Origin of the sequence: Streptomyces monticola (assembly GCF_042665355.1) — a bacterium.
GTDB lineage: Bacteria > Actinomycetota > Actinomycetes > Streptomycetales > Streptomycetaceae > Streptomyces > Streptomyces monticola.
This window is the reverse complement of record NZ_JBHTCF010000008.1, coordinates 318,514-338,221: the sequence shown is the minus strand read 5'-3', so window position 1 is coordinate 338,221 and position 19,708 is coordinate 318,514. Positions and strand designations below refer to the sequence as shown.

Annotated in this window: 19 protein-coding genes; 9 read left to right on the top strand and 10 right to left on the bottom strand. The window is 70.4% G+C overall.

Translation table 11 applies throughout. From position 1 onward, the window contains the following. Positions 1-45: 45 nt before the first annotated feature. Entirely contained in the window at positions 46-735 is a 690-nt protein-coding gene (locus ACFQVC_RS21160; protein WP_381832299.1) for a FadR/GntR family transcriptional regulator, read from the top strand. A gap of 30 nt (positions 736-765) precedes the next feature. Here the strand turns inward: ACFQVC_RS21160 and ACFQVC_RS21155 are convergent, their stop codons facing one another. From ACFQVC_RS21155 to fabG, 3 genes are all read right to left on the bottom strand, one after another. Beyond that, positions 766-1,152: a hypothetical protein gene (locus ACFQVC_RS21155; RefSeq protein WP_381832296.1), complete on the bottom strand. Its 387-nt coding sequence runs from the start codon at positions 1,150-1,152 to the stop codon at positions 766-768. A 249-nt stretch (positions 1,153-1,401) separates the two neighbouring features. Further along, positions 1,402-2,184, bottom strand: coding sequence for an enoyl-ACP reductase FabI (fabI, locus tag ACFQVC_RS21150; protein ID WP_381832294.1), 783 nt, complete (start codon positions 2,182-2,184; stop codon positions 1,402-1,404). A 5-nt stretch (positions 2,185-2,189) separates the two neighbouring features. Continuing rightward, on the bottom strand, positions 2,190-2,894 hold the full coding sequence (gene fabG / locus ACFQVC_RS21145) for a 3-oxoacyl-[acyl-carrier-protein] reductase (protein WP_381832291.1): 705 nt from the start codon (positions 2,892-2,894) through the stop codon (positions 2,190-2,192). Positions 2,895-3,098: 204 nt separating this feature from the next. On the opposite strand from fabG, the gene ACFQVC_RS21140 reads away from it, so the two are divergent. From ACFQVC_RS21140 to tyrS, 3 genes are all read left to right on the top strand, one after another. Then, positions 3,099-4,622: a TldD/PmbA family protein gene (locus ACFQVC_RS21140; RefSeq protein WP_381832289.1), complete on the top strand. Its 1,524-nt coding sequence runs from the start codon at positions 3,099-3,101 to the stop codon at positions 4,620-4,622. Positions 4,623-4,808: 186 nt separating this feature from the next. Further along, positions 4,809-6,212: a metallopeptidase TldD-related protein gene (locus tag ACFQVC_RS21135; RefSeq protein ID WP_381832287.1), complete on the top strand. Its 1,404-nt coding sequence runs from the start codon at positions 4,809-4,811 to the stop codon at positions 6,210-6,212. A gap of 58 nt (positions 6,213-6,270) precedes the next feature. Next, entirely contained in the window at positions 6,271-7,539 is a 1,269-nt protein-coding gene (tyrS, locus tag ACFQVC_RS21130; RefSeq protein WP_381832285.1) for a tyrosine--tRNA ligase, read from the top strand. A gap of 61 nt (positions 7,540-7,600) precedes the next feature. On the opposite strand, the gene ACFQVC_RS21125 is transcribed toward tyrS, so the two are convergent. Next, entirely contained in the window at positions 7,601-7,876 is a 276-nt protein-coding gene (locus tag ACFQVC_RS21125; RefSeq protein ID WP_381832282.1) for a GlsB/YeaQ/YmgE family stress response membrane protein, read from the bottom strand. 213 nt (positions 7,877-8,089) lie between these two features. On the opposite strand from ACFQVC_RS21125, the gene ACFQVC_RS21120 reads away from it, so the two are divergent. Continuing rightward, positions 8,090-8,491 carry a DUF3099 domain-containing protein gene (locus ACFQVC_RS21120; RefSeq protein WP_381832279.1) on the top strand — a complete coding sequence of 134 codons (402 nt, stop codon included), beginning with the start codon at positions 8,090-8,092 and terminating at the stop codon, positions 8,489-8,491. A 187-nt stretch (positions 8,492-8,678) separates the two neighbouring features. After that, positions 8,679-8,921 carry a hypothetical protein gene (locus ACFQVC_RS21115; RefSeq protein ID WP_381832276.1) on the top strand — a complete coding sequence of 81 codons (243 nt, stop codon included), beginning with the start codon at positions 8,679-8,681 and terminating at the stop codon, positions 8,919-8,921. Between the two features lie 46 nt (positions 8,922-8,967). Here ACFQVC_RS21115 and moaA read toward each other — a convergent pair whose 3' ends face one another. The 3 genes from moaA to ACFQVC_RS21100 form a co-directional block, all read right to left on the bottom strand. Then, on the bottom strand, positions 8,968-9,957 hold the full coding sequence (moaA, locus tag ACFQVC_RS21110; RefSeq protein ID WP_381832273.1) for a GTP 3',8-cyclase MoaA: 990 nt from the start codon (positions 9,955-9,957) through the stop codon (positions 8,968-8,970). Between the two features lie 147 nt (positions 9,958-10,104). Then, positions 10,105-11,727: a solute symporter family protein gene (locus tag ACFQVC_RS21105; RefSeq protein WP_381832270.1), complete on the bottom strand. Its 1,623-nt coding sequence runs from the start codon at positions 11,725-11,727 to the stop codon at positions 10,105-10,107. Beyond that, positions 11,724-12,092, bottom strand: a complete 369-nt coding sequence (locus tag ACFQVC_RS21100) for a DUF485 domain-containing protein (protein ID WP_381832269.1) — start codon at positions 12,090-12,092, stop codon at positions 11,724-11,726. The genes ACFQVC_RS21105 and ACFQVC_RS21100 overlap by 4 nt, the downstream gene beginning before the upstream one ends. 311 nt (positions 12,093-12,403) lie before the next feature. Between ACFQVC_RS21100 and ACFQVC_RS21095 the strand changes: the two genes are divergently transcribed. The 3 genes from ACFQVC_RS21095 (at position 12,404) to ACFQVC_RS21085 (ending at position 16,734) form a co-directional block, all read left to right on the top strand. After that, the gene (locus ACFQVC_RS21095) at positions 12,404-13,948 is read left to right on the top strand and encodes a S8 family serine peptidase (RefSeq protein WP_381832267.1); all 1,545 of its coding nucleotides are present in this window, start codon (positions 12,404-12,406) and stop codon (positions 13,946-13,948) included. Between the two features lie 124 nt (positions 13,949-14,072). Next, a complete protein-coding gene (locus tag ACFQVC_RS21090; RefSeq protein ID WP_381832265.1) occupies positions 14,073-15,560 on the top strand; it encodes a CoA transferase in 1,488 nt (495 codons plus the stop codon). A 73-nt stretch (positions 15,561-15,633) separates the two neighbouring features. Continuing rightward, positions 15,634-16,734 carry a CopD family protein gene (locus tag ACFQVC_RS21085; protein WP_381832263.1) on the top strand — a complete coding sequence of 367 codons (1,101 nt, stop codon included), beginning with the start codon at positions 15,634-15,636 and terminating at the stop codon, positions 16,732-16,734. A 75-nt stretch (positions 16,735-16,809) separates the two neighbouring features. Here the strand turns inward: ACFQVC_RS21085 and ACFQVC_RS21080 are convergent, their stop codons facing one another. The 3 genes from ACFQVC_RS21080 to ACFQVC_RS21070 are packed head-to-tail and all read right to left on the bottom strand — an operon-like array spanning position 16,810 to position 19,603. Beyond that, positions 16,810-17,853 carry a zinc-dependent alcohol dehydrogenase family protein gene (locus tag ACFQVC_RS21080; protein WP_381832261.1) on the bottom strand — a complete coding sequence of 348 codons (1,044 nt, stop codon included), beginning with the start codon at positions 17,851-17,853 and terminating at the stop codon, positions 16,810-16,812. A 48-nt stretch (positions 17,854-17,901) separates the two neighbouring features. Next, positions 17,902-18,660: a lysoplasmalogenase gene (locus ACFQVC_RS21075; RefSeq protein WP_381832259.1), complete on the bottom strand. Its 759-nt coding sequence runs from the start codon at positions 18,658-18,660 to the stop codon at positions 17,902-17,904. Continuing rightward, complete coding sequence (locus tag ACFQVC_RS21070) at positions 18,650-19,603, bottom strand: sterol desaturase family protein (protein WP_381832256.1); 954 nt, start codon at positions 19,601-19,603, stop codon at positions 18,650-18,652. The genes ACFQVC_RS21075 and ACFQVC_RS21070 overlap by 11 nt, the downstream gene beginning before the upstream one ends. Positions 19,604-19,708 lie beyond the last annotated feature (105 nt).

The following is a 19,708-nucleotide window of genomic DNA, read 5'->3' as shown; positions in this document are numbered from 1 at the left end:
GATGATTGCTTGTCCAGTGCGTTGCTGCGTAGTGAAGGAAGCCCGATGCCACTGACGTCTCCCCGGCGCTCCGCCCTCGCCGACCAGGTCATCGCGGAGCTGCGGAACCAGATCACCTCGGGCGAGTGGCCGGTCGGCTCCCGTATCCCCACCGAACCCGAGCTGGTCGAGCAGCTGGGCGTGGCCCGCAACACGGTGCGCGAGGCGGTGCGCGCCCTGGCCCACAACGGCCTCCTGGCCATCCGCCAGGGCTCGGGCACCTATGTCGTGGCGACCAGCGAACTGGCGGGCGTGATGCACCGCAGGTTCGCCGACGCCGACCCCCGGCACATCGCGGAACTGCGCTCGACGCTCGAGTCCACCGCCGCGAAGCGGGCCGCCGAGCGCCGCACGGAGCGCGAGCTCAAGCAGCTCGACGCACTGCTCGCGCGCCGTGAGGAGGCCTGGGCGGCAGGCGAGCGCGAGGCCTTCATCGAGGCCGACGCCACCTTCCACATGGCCGTGGTCTCGGCCGGCCACAACGACGTACTGACCGCGCTGTACGCCGACTTGGGCGAGGTGCTGCGCGCCTGGCTGCGCGATGACGTGAGCGAGGACCTGAGCCCCGAGACCCACATGGACCACGCGCGGCTCCTCGACGCGATCCGCGCGGGCGACCCCGAGACAGCGGCGGCGGAGGCCGCCGGGTACCCCTTCATGTGCCGCCCCGAGCTGTTCGGCGACGCTCAGGCGTGAAGGCCCCGGTTGCCCCACCCACAGGGACGGTCAGCGCGTGTGGCTGACCCAGGCCGAGCCGATCTCTTTCCAGCAGCGGCCGCTGAGCTGCACGGTCATCGCCGGTCCCGTCGCCACGCGCGCGCTGTCGGTGTCGATGTCCCACCAGCGCTCGCACTCGATGTGCAGGCTGACCCGGTCGGTCTCCGGATAGGGGTTGTGGCAGTACGCCACGACGTGCGAGCCGTCCACGCGCGTGCGGCACTCCGCCCCGAAGGGCCGCTCCGCGGCGGTCTCGGCGGTCTCGGCGCGCGAGGGCGCCGCGGCCGGGGACTCTCGCGCCGCCGGTGACGCCGCCTCCGCGGGGAGGGCGACGGGAAGGCCGACAAGGAGCGCGAGACCGGCGAGCAACGTTGGGAAGCTGCGTGGTCTGCGCACCTGGTGGACCTCCTCGGCCGTACTGCGGCAAGGCGGTCAGGCCGCCGCGGCTGCACCACAAGGGGGGAACTCGAACTGGGCTTCCAGCGTGCGCAGTCCGGGCCGCGGCCGCCTGGTCAAGGGGGCCGAACGGGCGACGCCCCGCCTCCCGCGCGGTGCGGGAAACGAGGCATCGGCAACGTAGAGGCGTACTGCCGCAGGGGCCCGAAAGGCCCGTACGACCCGAAAGGCGCGTACGACCCGTAAGGCTCAGGCACCCACAGCGTGCAGGCCGCCGTCGACGTGCACGATCTCGCCGGTGGTCTTGGGGAACCAGTCCGAGAGCAGGGCGACGACACCGCGGCCCGCGGGCTCCGGGTCGGCGAGGTCCCACGCCAGCGGCGAGCGGTTGTCCCACACCGACGCCAGCTCCGAGAAGCCCGGGATGGACTTCGCAGCCATCGAGCCGATCGGGCCGGCCGAGATGAGGTTGCAGCGGATCTTGCGCTTGCCCAGGTCACGGGCCATGTAGCGGGAGGTCGCTTCGAGGGCGGCCTTCGCCGGACCCATCCAGTCGTACTGCGGCCAGGCGTACTGGGCGTCGAAGGTCAGGCCCACGACCGAGCCGCCCTGGTCCTCCGGGATCAGCGGCAGGCAGGCCATGGTCAGCGACTTCAGGGAGAACGCCGAGACGTGCATGGCCGTGGCCACCGACTCGAAGGGCGTGTTCAGGAAGTTGCCGCCGAGCGCGTCCTGCGGGGCGAAGCCGATGGAGTGGACGATGCCGTCGAGACCGCCGAGCTCTTCGCGCACCACGCCTTCGAGCCGGGCCAGGTGCTCGTCGTTGGAGACGTCGAGCTCGACGACCTTGGCGGGCTTGGGGAGCTTCTTGGCGATGCGCTCGGTCAGCGTGGGCCGCGGGAAGGCGGTGAGGATGATCTCCGCGCCCTGCTCCTGGGCCAGCTTCGCGGTGTGGAACGCGATGGAGGACTCCATCAGCACACCGGTGATGAGGATGCGCTTGCCCTCGAGGATTCCGCCAGTGTTTGTCATAGGTCTCAGTGCCCCATGCCCAATCCGCCGTCAACGGGGATGACGGCTCCAGTGATGTACGAAGCGTCGTCCGAGGCGAGGAACCGCACCGTCGCGGCGACCTCCTCGGGCTGCGCGTAACGGCCGAGCGGCACCTGGCCGACGATGCTCTGACGCTGCTCGTCGGTGAGCGACTTCGTCATGTCGGTGTCGACGAAGCCGGGCGCGACGACATTGAAAGTGATGTTGCGGGAGCCGAGTTCCCGGGCCAGGGAGCGTGCGAAGCCCACCAGACCGGCCTTGGAAGCGGCGTAGTTGGCCTGGCCGGCCGAGCCGAGCAGGCCGACCACCGAGGAGATCAGCACGACGCGGCCCTTCTTGGCGCGCAGCATGCCGCGGTTGGCGCGCTTGACGACCCGGAAGGTGCCGGTGAGGTTGGTCTCGAGGACGGACGTGAAGTCCTCCTCGGACATACGCATCAGAAGCTGGTCCTTGGTGACGCCGGCGTTGGCGACAAGGACTTCGACGGGACCCTGCTTGTCCTCGATCTCCTTGTAGGCCTGCTCCACCTGTTCGGCATCGGTGATGTCACACCGGACCGCAAGGAAGCCCTCCGGGGGCTCACCCGAGCGGTAGGTGATCGCGACCTTGTCGCCGGCGTCGGCGAAAGCGCGGGCGATGGCGAGGCCGATGCCCCGGTTTCCTCCGGTGACGAGAACCGAGCGGCTCAACGGATCACCCTTTCCCTAGCGGTCTGATACCTCTGCAAACTATCGGTACCTTCCGCGATACGGAGAATCGGTCACCGACAGCGGCACACCAGCGTCACTGTGGGGTCTCTACAGAAAGCACTGACACCGCCCGGGAGGGCGCGACATGATCGGAGTGATCCGGTCGCTCCCCGGAACACCGACCGCAGCCGACAGGAGACATCCGTGCCTCATTCCATTGACGCGTCCTTCACGGCGCTGCCGTTGCGCGCTCTGGCCGACGCGGCGCTGGCCCGGGCCCGCGCACTGGGCGCCGAGCACGCCGACTTCCGCTTCGAGCGGGTACGCAGCGCGGCCTGGCGGCTGCGGGACGCCCGTACCTCCGGGTCGTCGGACACCACGGACCTCGGGTACGCGGTGCGCGTGGTGCACGCGGGCGCCTGGGGCTTCGCCTCCGGTGTGGATCTGACGATGGACGCGGCCGCGAGAGTCGCGTTCCAGGCCGTCGCGATGGCGAAGCTGTCGGCCCAGGTGATCGCCGCGGCCGGGTCCGACGAGCGGGTGGAGCTCGCCGCGGAGCCGGTGCACGCGGAGCAGACCTGGGTCTCGGCGTACGAGACCAACCCCTTCGACGTGCCCGCCGAGGAGAAGACGGGCCTGCTCGCCGAGTGGAGCGCACGCCTTCTGGCGGCCGAGGGCGTCGCGCACGTGGACGCCTCGCTGCTCACGGTGCAGGAGAACAAGTTCTACGCCGACACCGCGGGCACCGTCACCACACAGGAGCGGGTCCGGCTGCACCCGCAGCTGACCGCGGTCGCCGTGGACGACAAGAGCGGTGAGTTCGACTCGATGCGGACCATCGCGCCGCCGGTGGGGCGCGGCTGGGAGTATCTGACGGGCGATGTCTGGGACTGGGACGCGGAGCTCGCCCAGATCCCGGGCTTCCTCGCGGAGAAGATGCGGGCGCCGAGCGTCGAGGCGGGCACCTACGACCTGGTGGTGGACCCCTCCAACCTGTGGCTGACGATCCACGAATCGATCGGCCACGCAACGGAGTTGGACCGCGCGCTCGGCTACGAAGCGGCCTACGCGGGCACCTCGTTCGCCACCTTCGACCAGCTCGGCAAGCTCAAGTACGGCTCCGAGATCATGAACGTCACCGGTGACCGCACCGCCGAGCACGGCCTCGCGACCATCGGCTACGACGACGAGGGCGTGGCCGGCCAGTCCTGGGACCTGGTCAAGGACGGCACCCTGGTCGGCTACCAGCTGGACCGCCGGATCGCGAAGCTCACCGGCTTCGAGCGGTCCAACGGCTGCGCCTTCGCCGACTCCCCCGGGCACGTACCGGTGCAGCGGATGGCGAACGTATCGCTGCAGCCCGCGCCGGACGGGCCCTCGACGGACGAGCTCATCGCGGGCGTGGAACGCGGTATCTACGTGATCGGCGACCGCTCCTGGTCCATCGACATGCAGCGCTACAACTTCCAGTTCACAGGGCAGCGCTTCTTCAAGATCGAGAACGGCCGGCTCGCGGGCCAGCTGCGCGATGTCGCCTACCAGGCGACGACCACCGACTTCTGGGGCTCGATGGCCGCGGTCGGCGGCCCCGAGACCTATGTCCTGGGCGGCGCCTTCAACTGCGGCAAGGCCCAGCCGGGTCAGGTCGCGGCGGTCTCGCACGGCTGCCCCTCCGCCCTCTTCCAGGGCGTGAACATCCTCAATACGACGCAGGAGGCGGGTCGATGACGAGCCGGGTTCGCCAGGCGCCCTCCGGCCGGGGGTCCGGGGGTCGTCCCCCGGGCAAGCACAGTCTCAATACGACGCAGGAGGCGGGTCGATGACGAGCCGGGTTCGCCAGGCGCCCTCCGGCCGGGGGTCCGGGGGTCGTCCCCCGGGCAAGCACAGTCTCAATACGACGCAGGAGGCGGGTCGATGAGTACGGCGACTTCTCGTATCAACAGGCCGCACGAGGTCGTCGAGCGCGCCCTCGAACTGTCCAGGGCCGACGGCTGTGTGGTGATCGCCGACGAGGAGTCGACGGCGAATCTGCGCTGGGCGGGCAACGCCCTGACCACCAACGGCGTCACGCGCGGGCGCACCCTCACCGTCATCGCCACCGTCGACGGCAAGGAGGGCACCGCGTCCGGTGTCGTCTCGCGCTCGGCGGTCACCGCTGACGATCTCGAGGACATCGTGCGGGCCGCTGAGGGGGCCGCGCGTTCCGCCGGGCCCGCCGAGGACGCGCAGCCCCTGGTGACGGGGGTGGAGCAGTCCCCCGACTTCACGGACGCGCCCGCCGAGACCACATCGGCCGTCTTCGCCGACTTCGCGCCCGCTCTGGGGGAGGCCTTCGCACGCGCGCGTGCGGGCGGCCGCGAGCTGTACGGCTTCGCCAACCACGAGCTGACCTCCAGCTATGTCGGTACGTCCGCGGGGCTCAGGCTCAGGCACGACCAGCCGAACGGCACGCTTGAGGTGAACGCCAAGTCCCCCGACCGCACCCGCTCCGCCTGGGCCGGCCGCTCCACGCGGGACTTCAAGGACGTCGACCCGGCGGCCCTCGACGCGGAGCTCGCCGTCCGGCTCGGCTGGGCCGAGCGCCGTATCGACCTGCCCGCCGGGCGCTACGAGACGCTGCTGCCGCCGAGCGCGGTGGCGGATCTGTTGATCTACCAGTACTGGTCGGCGGGTGCCAGGGACGCCGCAGAGGGCCGTACGGTCTTCTCCACTCCGGGCGGCGGCACGCGCGTGGGCGAGAAGCTGTCCGAGCTGCCCCTGACACTGCGCAGCGACCCGCACGAACCCGGTCTGGAATCCGCCCCGTTCGTGCTCGCGCACACTTCCGGTGACGACTCCTCGGTCTTCGACAACGGCCTGCCGCTCGGCCCCACCGACTGGCTGCGCGACGGAAAGCTCGCCCATCTCCTGACCACCCGGCACAGCGCGGGCCTGACCGGTCTGCCCGTCGCGCCGGGCATCGACAATCTGATCCTGGACGGCGGCGGCGAGCGCTCCCTGGACGAGATGGTGGCGGCCACGGAGCGTGGTCTGCTGCTGACCTGCCTGTGGTACATCCGCGAGGTCGACCCGGCGTCGCTGCTCCTGACCGGGCTCACGCGTGACGGCGTGTATCTGGTGGAGAACGGCGAAGTGGTCGGCGAGGTGAACAACTTCCGGTTCAACGAGTCGCCGGTCGGCCTGCTCGGCCGGGCGTCCGAGGCGGGCCGTACGGAGAAGACGCTGCCGCGCGAGTGGGGCGACTACTTCACACGGGCCGCGATGCCCGCGCTGCGGGTGCCGGACTTCAATATGAGCTCTGTCAGCCAGGGCGTATAACCTCGTACCCAGCTGCCCGTACGCAGCGGCCGAATTCACCCGAGGAGATACGAGAACCGTGACGGACATCGTCGACGAGCTGAAGTGGCGCGGCCTTTTCGCCCAGTCCACTGACGAAGACGCACTGCGCAAGGCGCTCGCGGACGGTCCCGTCACGTATTACTGCGGTTTCGACCCGACGGCGGCGAGCCTGCACGTGGGCCACCTCGTGCAGGTGCTCACCCTGCGCCGGATGCAGCAGGCCGGGCACCGGCCGCTCGCTCTCGTCGGCGGGGCCACCGGCCAGATCGGCGACCCGCGGCCGACCGCGGAGCGCACGCTGAACGACCCGGAGACGGTGGCGAACTGGGTGCAGCGCCTGCGCGCCCAGATCGAGCCGTTCCTGTCCTTCGAGGGCGAGAACGCCGCGCAGATGGTGAACAACCTGGACTGGACCGCGGGCATGTCCGCGATCGAGTTCCTGCGTGACATCGGCAAGCACTTCCGGGTCAACAAGATGCTCACGAAGGACTCCGTGGCCCGTCGCCTCGAGTCCCAGGAAGGCATCAGCTACACGGAGTTCAGCTACCAGCTGCTGCAGGGCATGGACTTCCTCGAGCTGTACCGGCGCCATGGCTGTGTCGTCCAGCAGGGCGGCAGCGACCAGTGGGGCAACCTCACGGCGGGCATCGACCTGATCCACCGCCTGGAGCCGGACGCCGAGGTGCACGCGTACTCGACGCCGCTGATGACCAAGGCGGACGGCACCAAGTTCGGCAAGACCGAGGGCGGCGCCATCTGGCTCGACCCGCAGATGACGACGCCGTACGCCTTCTACCAGTTCTGGCTGAACGTCGACGACCGTGACATCTCCACGTACATGCGCATCCTCAGCTTCAAGTCCCGCGAGGAGCTGGAGGAGCTGGAGAAGGTCACCGAGGAGCGGCCGCAGGCCCGCACCGCGCAGCGTGCGCTGGCCGAGGAGCTCACCACCCTGGTGCACGGCGCCGAGCAGTGCGCGGCGGTCATCGCCGCGTCGAAGGCGCTGTTCGGGCAGGGCGAGCTCGGTGATCTCGATGAGGCGACACTGAGTGCCGCCCTGTCGGAGCTGCCGGGCGCCCAGGTCGCCGAGCCAGGCCCGGTGGTGGACCTCTTCGCCGAGGTCGGCCTGGTGGCGAGCAAGTCGGCCGCCCGCCGCACGGTCAAGGAGGGCGGGGCGTACGTGAACAACGTGAAGGTGACCGCCGAGGACGCCGTACCGAGCCGTGCGGATCTCCTGCACGGCCGCTGGCTGGTCCTGCGCCGGGGCAAGAAGAACCTGGCGGCGGTCGAGGTCACAGGCGCGTGAGTACCGCGAGAAAGGGGCCGGCCCATGGTGGGCCGGCCCCTTTTTCACGCGCGTATGCGGCTCAGGTCACCTGTCTGTTGCCTCGCACCATCTTGTAGATGAAGTCACCGAGGAACACGAGCACCACCGCCGCCACGATCTGCAGGGCGTGCCTGCCCCAGTCGATGCCCTTGGTCTCGGCGATTCCGAAGGACGCGGCCAGCGAGTTGCCGACGACGCCGCCGATGATGCCGAGCACCGTGGTCAGCCACAGCGGCATGTGCTGCTTTCCGGGGAGAATCGCCTTGGCGAGTAGCCCCAGCACAAAACCCACAATGATCGCCCACAACCAGCCCATGGCTGCCTCCTAGTACGGCTCGGTGAGCAGTTACGGCCAGTCTCGGCCCTTCCGCCATACGGCGCATGTCGGACAGCGCCATACGCGGTACGAGGCGGCTGGTTCGGGCAGGTGACAGCGCCCCCGGTCTCGTACCCTGCGCAGCCTCGGCGTACCGTGGAGCGTGTTCGGGCCGGGGACAGACCGGTGCAGCCGGTGGGGTGGTGGAACGCGATGCGGAAGCAGAGCAACGTCGAGGTCTTCCGGATCACCGGAGCCAGGCAGGGTCTCAACGACGATGTGCGCGGACGGCAGCGGCGCTATGTGATCTCGATGAGCGTGCGGACGCTCTCGGTGATCCTCGCGGCGGTACTGTGGAACGTCGAACGGCACGTCGCGATCGTCGCCCTCGTCCTCGGTGTGCTGCTTCCCTACATCTCCGTGGTGATCGCCAACGCGGGCCGGGAGAGCGCCCCTTCCCTGCCGTCGACCTTTGTGCCCGCCCCGGTGCGGCCGATGCTGAACCCGCCCGCGGAGCCCTCTGACGGTGCGTCGGCATGGCGATCGGAGGCCTCGGAGACGACGGCGGAAGCGGGCTCCGGACGCATCCACGATCAAGGCCGGGAGCAGACCTGACCTGCACCGGTCTGCAAAGCTCAAGAAAAGCTCAGATCAATCATGTAGTTCCGGTGCACCGCATGGGGTCCCCCATGACATACTTCGTACGCGCTCCGCATCCCCCGTCGGAGCGACGGACCGACGCCGGGCAGCTCCCCCCGTGGCTGCTCGGCGTCGCCTTTTCCGCGTTGTTTAGGGTTGAGGCGTGAACCTTCCCGGTACCTCCCCCGAGCAGCCGTCCATCCCACAGTGCTCCGCCAAGGGCTGTCGCGCCGACGCGGTGTGGGTCCTCGCATGGAACAACCCCAAGCTGCATACGCCGGAGCGCCGTAAGACCTGGCTCGCGTGCGAGGAGCACCGCGAGCATCTGTCGAAGTTCCTCGGGGTGCGGGGCTTCCTCAAGGATGTCGTCGGCCTTGAGGAGTGGGAGTCGGCGCCGGATCGCTGACTGCTCGGCGCCGGATTGCCGACTCCTCGGCGCCCGGAGCGCCGACTCAGCCGCCGATCGCCGACATGGGCCGGTTGGGCTGCAGGAACGTCGGGTCGTCCAGACCCGAACCGGCCTTCTTGCCCCACATCGCCAGCTTCCAGATCCGGGCGATCTCCTCGTCCGGCGCCTCCGAGCGCAGGGCCGCGCGCAGATCGGTCTCCTCGGTGGCGAAGAGGCAGGTGCGGATCTGGCCGTCGGCGGTGAGGCGGGTGCGGTCGCAGGCGGCGCAGAAGGGGCGGGTCACCGAGGCGATCACGCCGACGGTGTGGGGGCCGCCGTCCACCACCCAGCGCTCCGCGGGGGCCGAGCCGCGCTCTTCCTGGCCCTCTTCGGTGAGCGTGAAGCGGGTGCGCAGGGACTCCAGGATGTCACCGGCTGTGATCATGCCGTCGCGCTTCCAGCCGTGCTGGGCGTCCAGGGGCATCTGCTCGATGAAACGCAGTTCGTAGTCGTTCTCCACGGCCCAGGCGAGGAGGTCGGGGGCCTCGTCGGCGTTCAGGCCGGGCATCAGGACGGCGTTGACCTTGACCGGGGTCAGGCCGGCCTCGCGGGCTGTGGCCATGCCGTCCAGGACGTCGTGGTGGCGGTCACGGCGGGTGAGGGTCTTGAAGACGTCGGGGCGCAGGGTGTCCAGGGAGACATTGACGCGGTCGAGGCCGGCCGCCTTGAGGGCCTCGGCGGTGCGCTTGAGTCCGATGCCGTTGGTCGTCAGGGACATCTTGGGGCGCGGCTCCAGGGCGGCGCAGCGCTCGACGATCCCGACCAGGCCGGGGCGGAGCAGCGGCTCACCGCCGGTGAAACGGACCTCGGTGATGCCGAGCCGGGTGACGGCGATCCGGACGAGGCGGACGATTTCGTCGTCCGTGAGCAGGTCGGGCTTGGCCAGCCACTGCAGACCCTCTTCGGGCATGCAGTACGTGCACCGCAGGTTGCACCGGTCGGTCAGTGAGACCCGCAGGTCGGTGGCTACTCGGCCATAGGTGTCGATGAGCATGTCGGCCCCCTCCCTGTCCTGATCGTGTCGTCTCCGAGACTACGTGACGCCACTGACACCGACAGCGTCCCGATCCCACGAGGACCGGCGCGGCCGCGTCGTAGAGAGCTACGACACGGCCGCGCCGGCATACGGTGGCGCGTCGGGTCAGTGCGCCCCGGTCCCGGTGAGGGAGCGCACCTCCAGCTCGGCGTACTTGCCGGTGTCGGGCTCCTCCTTCGACAGGACCGTGCCGAGCCAGCCGAGCAGGAAGCCCAGCGGGATCGAGATGATGCCCGGGTTCTCCAGCGGGAACCAGTGGAAGTCGACGCCCGGGAACATCGAGGTGGGCTTGCCCGAGACCACCGGCGAGAACAGCACCAGGAGCACGGACGAGGCGAGACCGCCGTAGATCGACCACAGCGCGCCCTGGGTGGTGAACTTCTTCCAGAACAGGCTGTAGAGGATGGTCGGCAGGTTGGCGGACGCGGCGACCGCGAAGGCCAGGGCGACCAGGCCTGCCACGTTCAGATCGCGGGCCATGGCGCCGAGCGCGATGGACACGACACCGATGAGGACCGTCGCCCAGCGGGCCGCGCGGACCTCTTCCTTCTCGGTGGCCTGTCCCTTGCGGATGACATTGGCGTAGATGTCGTGCGCGAAGGACGACGAGGACGCCAGGGTCAGGCCCGCGACCACCGCGAGGATGGTGGCGAAGGCGACCGCGGAGATCACGGCGAGCAGGATCGCACCGCCGGCCGAGCCTCCGCCGCCGCCGATCTCGAAGGCGGCCAGCGGTGCCGCCGTGTTGCCCGCCTTGTTGGAGGCGATGATGTCGGCCGGCTTGAGCAGCGCGGCGGCACCGAAGCCGAGGACGATCGTCATCAGGTAGAAGGCGCCGATGATGCCGATGGCCCAGTTCACTGACTTACGGGCGGCCTTGGCCGTGGGCACCGTGTAGAAGCGGATCAGGATGTGCGGCAGGCCCGCGGTGCCGAGCACCAGGGCGATGCCGAGGGAGATGAAGTCCAGCTTCGAGGTGGCGGTGAGCCCGTACTTGAGTCCGGGCTCCAGGAACGCCGACCCCTTGCCGCTGTTGGAGGCGGCCGTGCCGAGCAGGTCGGAGACGTTGAAGTTGAACTTCAGCAGGATCAGGAAGGTGATCAGGAGGGTGCCGCCGATGAGCAGCACCGCCTTGACCATCTGCACCCAGGTGGTGCCCTTCATGCCGCCGATGGTGACGTACACGATCATCAGGACGCCGACCAGGGCGACGATGCCGATCTTGCCGGCGTCGGTGGTGATGCCGAGGAGCAGCGAGACCAGGACGCCCGCGCCCGCCATCTGCGCGAGCAGATAGAAGATCGAGACGACGATGGTGGAGGCGCCGGCGGCGGTCCGCACCGGGCGCTGGCGCATCCGGTAGGCGAGGACGTCGCCCATGGTGAACCGGCCGGAGTTGCGCAGCGGTTCGGCGACCAGGAGCAGGGCCACGAGCCAGGCCACGAGGAAGCCGATGGAGTAGAGGAAGCCGTCGTAGCCGAAGAGGGCGATGGCGCCCGCGATACCGAGGAACGACGCCGCGGACATGTAGTCGCCGGAGATGGCGAGGCCGTTCTGGAAGCCGGTGAACTGGCGGCCGCCCGCGTAGAAGTCGGCGGCGCTCTTGGTCTGCCGGCCCGCCCATACGGTGATGCCCAGGGTGGCCAGGACGAAGAGGCCGAACAGGGACATGATCAGCGGCCGGTGCTCGGTGACCTCGGAGGCCGCGAGCAGGACATTCTGGCTCATGCCTCGGCCTCCATACGGGACTTGATCGCCTCGGCCTTGGGGTCGAGCTTGGCCGCGGCGTGCCGCGAGTAGAACCAGGCGATGAGGAAGGTGCTGACGAACTGCAGGATGCCGAAGACGAGCGCGACGTTGATGTTGCCGAACAGCTTGGTGCCCATGAAGCCGCCCGCGTAGTTCGAGAACAGCACGTACAGCAGGTACCAGATGATGAAGGTGATCGTCAGAGGGAAGGCGAAGGAGCGGTGTGAACGGCGCAGTTCGCCGAATTCCGCACTCTCCTGCACCTCACGGAATGCCTCCGTCGAGGGAGCGGCGGGACTGTCGGGCGGACCGCCCTTCGACGGTGGTGGTGCATCGGTGGACACGGAATCTCCTAGCGACACTGGGGCGGCGGTGTGTGACATACGACCTCGCGGTGATGGAGTGACGGGGATCACGCGGGTCGGATGGCGATGCTAGGCCCACCGGTACGTGATCCAACAGGGGGCTGATGGTTGCTTCTCTCAACTGCAACCGCACGGCGACGCGCACGTTGCGCCCAACACCCCACCTTTCTGCGGGAAGTCGTTGCCGCTGGCGAATCTTCGGCGCTACGTTCACCCTGCGCTTCGCACCATGTACTGCCCGGGCACGGCTTGTGTTCGGGCTTTTTGTTTACGGATGAAGTGGAGACCCCATGACTCATCTGCGCACCAGACGCCACCGCCGCCTCGCCGTACCGGTCGGTCTGGCCGTGGCCCTGTCGACGGCCACGCTCGGTCTGCTGCCCGGCGCCGCGGCGGCGGCCCCGCAGGCGACCACGGCCGAGGTGGCCGCGGACGCCCCGAAGTTGGCGTATGTGGTGAACACCAAGGGCGGGGCCGACACCATAGCCGCCGTCAAGAAGGCGATAGCCAGGGCGGGCGGCAGCGTCGTCATCGCGTATGACCGAATAGGCGTGATCGTCGTCCACTCGGCGAACCCGGACTTCGCCAAGCAGATCCGTGCGGTACGTGGTGTGCAGTCGGCGGGTGCGACCCGTACCGCGCCGCTCACGGCCGCGGGCACCACCGAGGTGGGCGCCCCGCAGTTCGTCGACTCGCCCAGGGCCAGCGCCAAGTCCACGGCCGCGGACGCGGACGCGGACGCCGAGCCGCTCGAGGCCGACCAGTGGGATCTGCGCGCCATCGGCGCCGACAAGGCCGCGAAGATCAATCCGGGCAGCTCCAAGGTGACGGTCGGCGTGATCGACACCGGTGTCGACGACACCCACCCCGACCTCGCCCCCAACTTCTCGGCGTCACAGTCCGCCAACTGCGTGGGCGGCAAGCCGGACACCTCCCCGGGCGCCTGGCGTCCGGAGAAGCCCGACCACTACCACGGCACGCATGTGGCGGGCGAGATCGCCGCCGCGCGCAACGGCGTCGGCGTCGCGGGCGTGGCGCCCGGTGTGAAGGTCGCGGGCATCAAGGTGGCCGACCCGGTCAGCGAGCTGTTCTACCCGGAGAGCGTGGTCTGCGCCTTCGTGTTCGCCGCCGACAAGGGCATCGAGATCACCAACAACAGCTACTACGTGGACCCGTGGCTGTACAACTGCCTCGACGACCCGGACCAGAAGGCCATCGTCGACGCGGTCAACCGGGCCCAGCTGTACGCGCAGCGCAAGGGCACCCTCAACCTGGCCTCGGCGGGCAACTCCAACCACGATCTGGCCGCGGACTCGATCGTGGACGACTCCTCGCCGGACGACTCCACTCCGGTCGAGCGCACCATCGACCCGAGCGAGTGCTTCGACGTGCCGACCCAGCTGCCGGGTGTGGTGACGGTCAGCGCGACCGGCGACAAGGACCTCAAGTCGTACTACTCGACCTACGGCAAGGGCTGGATCGATGTCGCGGCGCCGGGCGGCGACAAGTACCAGATCCCGGACACCCCGTCGAAGAACGGGCGGATCCTGTCGACCATGCCGAACAACCAGTACGCCTTCCTGCAGGGCACCTCGATGGCATCGCCGCACGCCGCCGGTGTGGCCGCGCTCCTGAAGTCGACGCATCCGAAGGCCGGTCCGGCCGAGCTGCAGCGGCTGCTCAAGGTACAGGCGGACAACCCGGGCTGCCCGACCGAACCGTACGACCCCGACGGTGACGGCGATGTCGACGCCGTCTGCGAGGGCGGTCAGCGCCTGAACGGCTTCTACGGCTTCGGGATCGTGGACGCGCTCGACGCGGTGAAGAAGTCCTGACGCGGTGCGTCGGTAGCGCAGTGGAGAAGTGACCCAGCGGGTGCCGGTTCCGGCGCCCGCGGGGTACGCACGGGCCGTCCTCAACAGGCGGCCCGTGCCCGCGCGTTGGGCCCTGTGTGCTCTCATGGAGCACATGCCCGCCGATCTTGACAACTCCGCCGCCGTCTCACAGGCCTGGGCCGCGCTCGGCGGTGATCCCGCCCTGCTGTCCCGGGTGACGTACGAGAGCCCCGGCGGCGGTCTGCTCGCCGCCCGGCTCCCCGTCCTCGACGCGGCACGCGCGTGTGCCGCGGTGTGCGCGCTCGCGGGCGCAGAGCACGCGGCACGTCACCCTGCCGTACCGCGCGTACACGTCGACGACGGTGCGGTGGCCACCGCCTTCGTCAGTGAGCGGCAGCTGCGGGTGGACGGCCGGGCGCCCACGTCGTTCGCACCGCTGTCCCGGTTCTGGCGCACGGCCGACGGCTGGGTGCGTACACACGCCAACTACCCGCACCACAGAGAGGCGCTGCTCCGCGCGCTCGGTGTGCCCGAGGAGCGGGTGGGTGACGAACTGGCCGCACGCCGCGCCCTCGACGTCGAGGAGGCGGTGTACGCCGCCGGGGGTCTGGCCGTCGCGCTGCGCACGCGCGCGCAGTGGCAGGCGCACGCGCAGGGCGCCGCGGTCGCCGCCCATCCGCTGCTGACCAGGGAGCGCCTGGACGAGACGCCGCCACCTGCGAGCGGGCGGCCGGCACGCGCGCGTAGAGCGGGGTTGCAGTCGGCACGCGCGCGTAGAGCGGGATTTCGGGTGCTCGACCTCACCCGGGTCCTCGCGGGCCCCGTCGCCACCCGCACGCTCGCCCTGCTCGGCGCCGATGTGCTGCGGATCGACGCGCCGCAGCTGCCCGAGCTCGCCGACCAGCACGCGGACACGGGCTTCGGGAAGCGTTCGGCGCTGCTCGACCTCGGCCGTACGGCAGACCGCACGACGTTCGACGAGCTGCTCGCGGAGGCCGACGTGGTGGTGACCGGGTACCGGCCCGGCGCCCTCGACCGCTTCGGCCTCTCCCCCGAGGCGCTCGCCGAGCGCCGCCGCGGCCTCGTCGTCGCCCAGGTGTCCGCCTGGGGCGACTACGGGCCATGGGCCGGACGGCGCGGCTTCGACAGCCTCGTCCAGGTGGGTACGGGGATCGCCGACGCCGAGCGCCCTGAGCCGTCCGGGCCGCCGGGTGCGCTGCCCGCGCAGGCGCTCGACCACGGCACCGGCTACCTGCTCGCCGCCGCGGTGCTTCGCTCGCTGACCGAGCAGGAAGCGACGGGCGGCACCCGGCTCGTACGCCTCGCCCTGGCGCAGACGGCGCACTGGCTCCAGAGCCTGCCGCGCGAGCCCGTACCGGAACGGGAAGCGGCGCCCAGTGGCGCTCCGGAACCGGAAGCGGCACCCAATGGCCCGTACGACCCTGGTGTCCATCTGGCCGAGACCGACAGCGCGCTGGGGCGGCTGCGGTACGCCCTGCCGCCCGTCACCTTTGAGGGATCGCCCGTGAACTGGGCGCACCCGCCCGGTCGATGGGGCGCGGACACGCCTTCCTGGCAGCCGGAGGAGGCAGGTTCCCAGGCGGTCCGATGAGTCCTGGTCACGGCCTCGTCCCAGTGGACCGCCGAGGCTTGCCGGACCCGGTCATCGCGGTGACGATCGGTCAATGAGCACGTCCCGACCATCCGTTGCGGCCCCGGCCGAAAGCCCCGAAGGGCTTGCGCACACCGCGGCCACCACCACAGCCGCCACCGCTGCCCCGACCGCCGCGACGGCCGTCACGGACGCCTCGGCGCGCAGGGCCGCTCTCCGGCGTGCGGTGGCCGTGCTCGTACTCGTCCTCGCGGCCGCCCTCGTCCCACTGTTCGGGCCGTCCGCCGCACTGGACGGGACCGGCGAGGCGCACGCGCCGGGCCTCGGCGTGGTCACGCTGCTGCGGATCGCGATGTTCGCCGCCCTGTGTGTCCTCGTGGGCGAGTCCGCCACCGCGTGGCTGGCCCGGCGCGTGCCGGACGCCCCCGGCGACCTCCCGCGGACCTGGGCCCTTGTGGCCGCCTTCACCGGCGCCGCAGCCGCCATCGGCCTGGCCCTCATCGTCGCCAACGGCAATCTGCTGCCCGACTCGTTCGCCGACCTGCGCCCCGGCCGCCTCTATCAGACGACGGACGGCCGGCTCGCGCTCCTGGAGGTGAACGCCTTCGTCGCGGCCGGCTTCTGCGCCCAGTCGCGCCGGCCCGGCACCGCCACGATCCCGCTCGCCGCGGTGATCGTGGCGGAGGCCCTGCGCGCCCACCCCGAGGTGGGCCCCGAGAACAACCCGCTGATCGGCAGCGCCCTCACCCTGGTCCATCTGACCTGTGCCGCGCTGTGGGCGGGCGGCTTGCTCCAGGTGCTGCGCACGATGCGGGCCTGGCGCTCGCAGCCGACAGCGGGGGCCGCCCTGCTCGGGCTCTACGCGCGCGTGGCGGCGCTTTTGTTCGCCGGGGTCACCGCCACCGGGATCTGCTCGACCCTGCGCAAGCTGCCCCTCGACTCGGCGTTCACAACGGCGTACGGCCGGGTTCTGGTCGCCAAGCTGCTGCTCGTCGCCGTCATCGCGGTTCTGGCGGTGACGGCGCGGCTCCGCCTCCGCCGCTCCCCCGACCCGTATGCGGCCGTCGTACCGGCCCGGGTCGAGGTGATCGCGCTCGGCGTGGTCGTGGCGGTGTCGGCGCTGCTCACGGCGGTGCCCGCACCGATCTGGTGGGACCGGCCGCTCTGGGGCTGACGCCGCGACGGGGTCAGCGGGTGACCGCCGTCCAGCGGGCTCAAGGCGTGACGAGGATCTTCGGGGCAGTGTGCGTCAAGGCGTGACGAGGACCTTCAGGGCGGTGCGCTCGTCCATCGCCCGGTAGCCGTCCGGCACTCCGTCGAGGCCCACCGTCAGGTCGAAGACCGGGGACGGGTCGATGGTGCCGTCGAGCACGTCGGGCAGCAGCTGCGGGATGTAGGTGCGCACCGGTGCGACACCGCCGCGCAGCGCGATGTTGCGGTTGAACATGACGCCCAGGTCGATCCCGGTGCCGCTGCCGTGCGGGACCCCGACGAAGCCGATGGCGCCGCCGTCCCGGGTGATGTTCACGGCCGTACGCATGGACTGCTCGGTGCCGACCGCCTCGATCACGGCGTGCGCGCCCTGGCCCTTGGTGAGCTCGCGGACCGCCGCCTCGGCGGCCTCACCGCGCTCGGCGACGACGTCCGTGGCGCCGAAGCGCAGAGCGAGGTCCGTGCGCGCCTGGTGCCGGCCGAGCGCGATGATCCGCTCGGCACCGAGGCGGTGTGCGGCGAGCACCCCGCACAGGCCGACCGCGCCGTCACCGACGACGGCGACCGTCGTGCCCTTGCCCACGCCCGCGCCGATGGCCGCGTGGTGTCCGGTGCCCATGACGTCGGAGAGCGTCAGGAGCGCCGACAGGAGACGGTCGTCGGAGGCGGCGTCTGCGGGCAGCTTGACCAGGGTGGCGTCGGCGAAGGGCACGCGGACCGCCTCGCCCTGGCCGCCGTCCGAGCCGCCCGAGCCCCAGAAGCCGCCGTGCTCGCAGGAGGTGGTGAGCCCGTCCGCGCAGTAGTCGCAGACGCCGTCCGACCACATGAAGGGCGCCACGACCAGGTCGCCGCGCTCGATCCCGACGACCTCGTCCCCGGTCTCCTCCACCACGCCGAGGAACTCGTGCCCGATGCGCTGACCGGGCTCACGCGCCGACTCGCCGCGGTACGCCCACAGGTCGCTGCCGCAGACACAGGCCCGCAGGACGCGCAGGACGGCGTCGGTGGGGCGCTGGATCCGCGGGTCGGGCACCTCCTCCACGCGCATGTCGAAGGGTGCATGGATGGTGGTGGCGCGCATGGGGGTGCTTCCTCCTGCTCAGGCGGGGTCCGCCTGATCGTTCCTGGTTCACACGGTGGTGCGCCCTTCACCGTACGCCGCGGCGCCGGAACGTGACGCGCCGACGGCGGCGAGCACGGCGCGGGCCAGGAGGAGCTGGGCCGCGGTGTAGGTCAGCATGATCCAGAAGTCGGGCCTCGGCAGCTGCGGCCACTCGGCGATCCCGGTGGCGATCAGGGTGTCGGACAGCAGGAAGAGGGCGCCGCCGATGCCCGCGGCGGGCCCGAGCCGGGTGGCGCGGAACGCCATGGCGGTCAGGAGCAGGCTGTATCCGGCGACCGGGACGCGCAGGTCGGCGGGCAGGTCCGGCCAGAGCAGCGCGACGGTGCCGGTGAGCGCGATGCCGTAGGCGAGGGCCGTCGCGGAGGTGTGGGCGCGGGCCGTCCCGTACCGCGCGAAGAGCACGAGGTAGCAGATGTGCCCGGCGGCGAACGAGGCCATTCCGGCCAGGAACGCGGGCTCCGCGTCGATGAGCAGCAGCGTGTCGCCGCCCCATCCGCAGAGCAGTGCGGCGATGAGCAGACGCGGCACGCCCCGCCGGCCGGCGTACGCGGCGGATGAGGTGGGTGCGACGGATGCGTTGGGTGCGGCAGATTCGACGTAAGCGGCGGACGCGAGGTACGCGACGTATGCGACGAGCAGGGGCATGAGCAGCGGCTTGGCGATCCGGTGGCCGAGGTCGGCGCCGGCGAGGAGCGAGCCGAGGTCGACGGCGACGGCGACGGCGAACGCGGCGAGCAGCAGCCGATCCAGCCGGTCACGCCTCACGCGCGCCCTCCGTCACGGTGCCGCGTGTCTCCTGGGCGGCGGGCTCGGTCACGGTGCCAAGTGACCCCTCAGCGGCGCCCACGGTCACCGTGCCGGGCTCGGTCACGCGCGCCGCGGGGGCCCAGCCGGGGCCGCGGAAGACGCGGCCGGCGCGCTCGCGCCAACTCGCCGCGGTCTTCAGGTCCTTGGCGATGGCGACGTACTCGTGCGTGGCCACCTTGATCGGGTTGTACGTGTCGATGTTCTTGGTCAGTCCGAACACACACGGTTCCGTCTCGGGCACGAACGAGCGGAAGAGCCGGTCCCAGACGATCAGGATTCCGCCGAAGTTCCGGTCGAGATAGCCGCCCTGCGATGCGTGGTGCACGCGGTGGTGCGAGGGCGTGTTGAAGACGAACTCGAAGGCCCTGGGCAGCTTTCCGATGCGCTCGGTGTGGATCCAGAACTGGTAGACGAGGTTCGCCGACGAGCAGAACGCGAGCGCCGCCGGGTGGACGCCGCAGACGATCAGCGGCAGATAGAACGGCCACACGGTCAGCGACGTCCAGGGCTGGCGCAGCGCGGTGGAGAGGTTGAACTTGCGGCTGGAGTGGTGCACCACGTGGCAGGCCCACAGGATGCGGATCACGTGGTGACCGCGGTGCGACCAGTAGTAGAAGAAGTCCTGCGCGAGCAGCATGAGCGGCACCGTCCACCACAGCACGGGCACGCGCAGCGGGGTCAGTTCGTACACCGCGGTGTAGATCGCGACGATCGGGATCTTCCAGAGCAGATCGAAGACGAGGCTGCCGAGCCCCATGCCGATGCTGGTGGCGGCGTCCTTGGTCTCGTAGCCGGCCGCGTCCTCGTCGGGATGGAGGCGATAGCTCACGATCTCGACGACGGTGAGCAGGACGAACGCGGGTATGGACCACAGCACGACATCGGGCAGGTTCGGCGGCATGCGTGCACCGTAAGCGCCGTGGACGGGCTCGGCTAGGGGTTGTTACCGACAAGTATTACCGCGGGTACCCGGCCGGTTCCTGTCGATCTTCGCCAATTGCGGTGC

Bases quoted from the DNA above. Each gene is read 5' to 3' on its own strand.
- ACFQVC_RS21070 (WP_381832256.1), bottom strand. From the start codon at position 19,603: ATGCCGCCGAACCTGCCCGATGTCGTGCTGTGGTCCATACCCGCGTTC.
- ACFQVC_RS21120 (WP_381832279.1), top strand. From the start codon at position 8,090: ATGCGGAAGCAGAGCAACGTCGAGGTCTTCCGGATCACCGGAGCCAGG.
- ACFQVC_RS21080 (WP_381832261.1), bottom strand. From the start codon at position 17,853: ATGCGCGCCACCACCATCCATGCACCCTTCGACATGCGCGTGGAGGAG.
- moaA (WP_381832273.1), bottom strand. From the start codon at position 9,957: ATGCTCATCGACACCTATGGCCGAGTAGCCACCGACCTGCGGGTCTCA.
- ACFQVC_RS21085 (WP_381832263.1), top strand. From the start codon at position 15,634: ATGAGCACGTCCCGACCATCCGTTGCGGCCCCGGCCGAAAGCCCCGAA.
- ACFQVC_RS21095 (WP_381832267.1), top strand. From the start codon at position 12,404: ATGACTCATCTGCGCACCAGACGCCACCGCCGCCTCGCCGTACCGGTC.
- ACFQVC_RS21090 (WP_381832265.1), top strand. From the start codon at position 14,073: ATGGAGCACATGCCCGCCGATCTTGACAACTCCGCCGCCGTCTCACAG.
- ACFQVC_RS21105 (WP_381832270.1), bottom strand. From the start codon at position 11,727: ATGAGCCAGAATGTCCTGCTCGCGGCCTCCGAGGTCACCGAGCACCGG.
- fabI (WP_381832294.1), bottom strand. From the start codon at position 2,184: ATGACAAACACTGGCGGAATCCTCGAGGGCAAGCGCATCCTCATCACC.
- ACFQVC_RS21160 (WP_381832299.1), top strand. From the start codon at position 46: ATGCCACTGACGTCTCCCCGGCGCTCCGCCCTCGCCGACCAGGTCATC.
- ACFQVC_RS21135 (WP_381832287.1), top strand. From the start codon at position 4,809: ATGAGTACGGCGACTTCTCGTATCAACAGGCCGCACGAGGTCGTCGAG.
- ACFQVC_RS21125 (WP_381832282.1), bottom strand. From the start codon at position 7,876: ATGGGCTGGTTGTGGGCGATCATTGTGGGTTTTGTGCTGGGGCTACTC.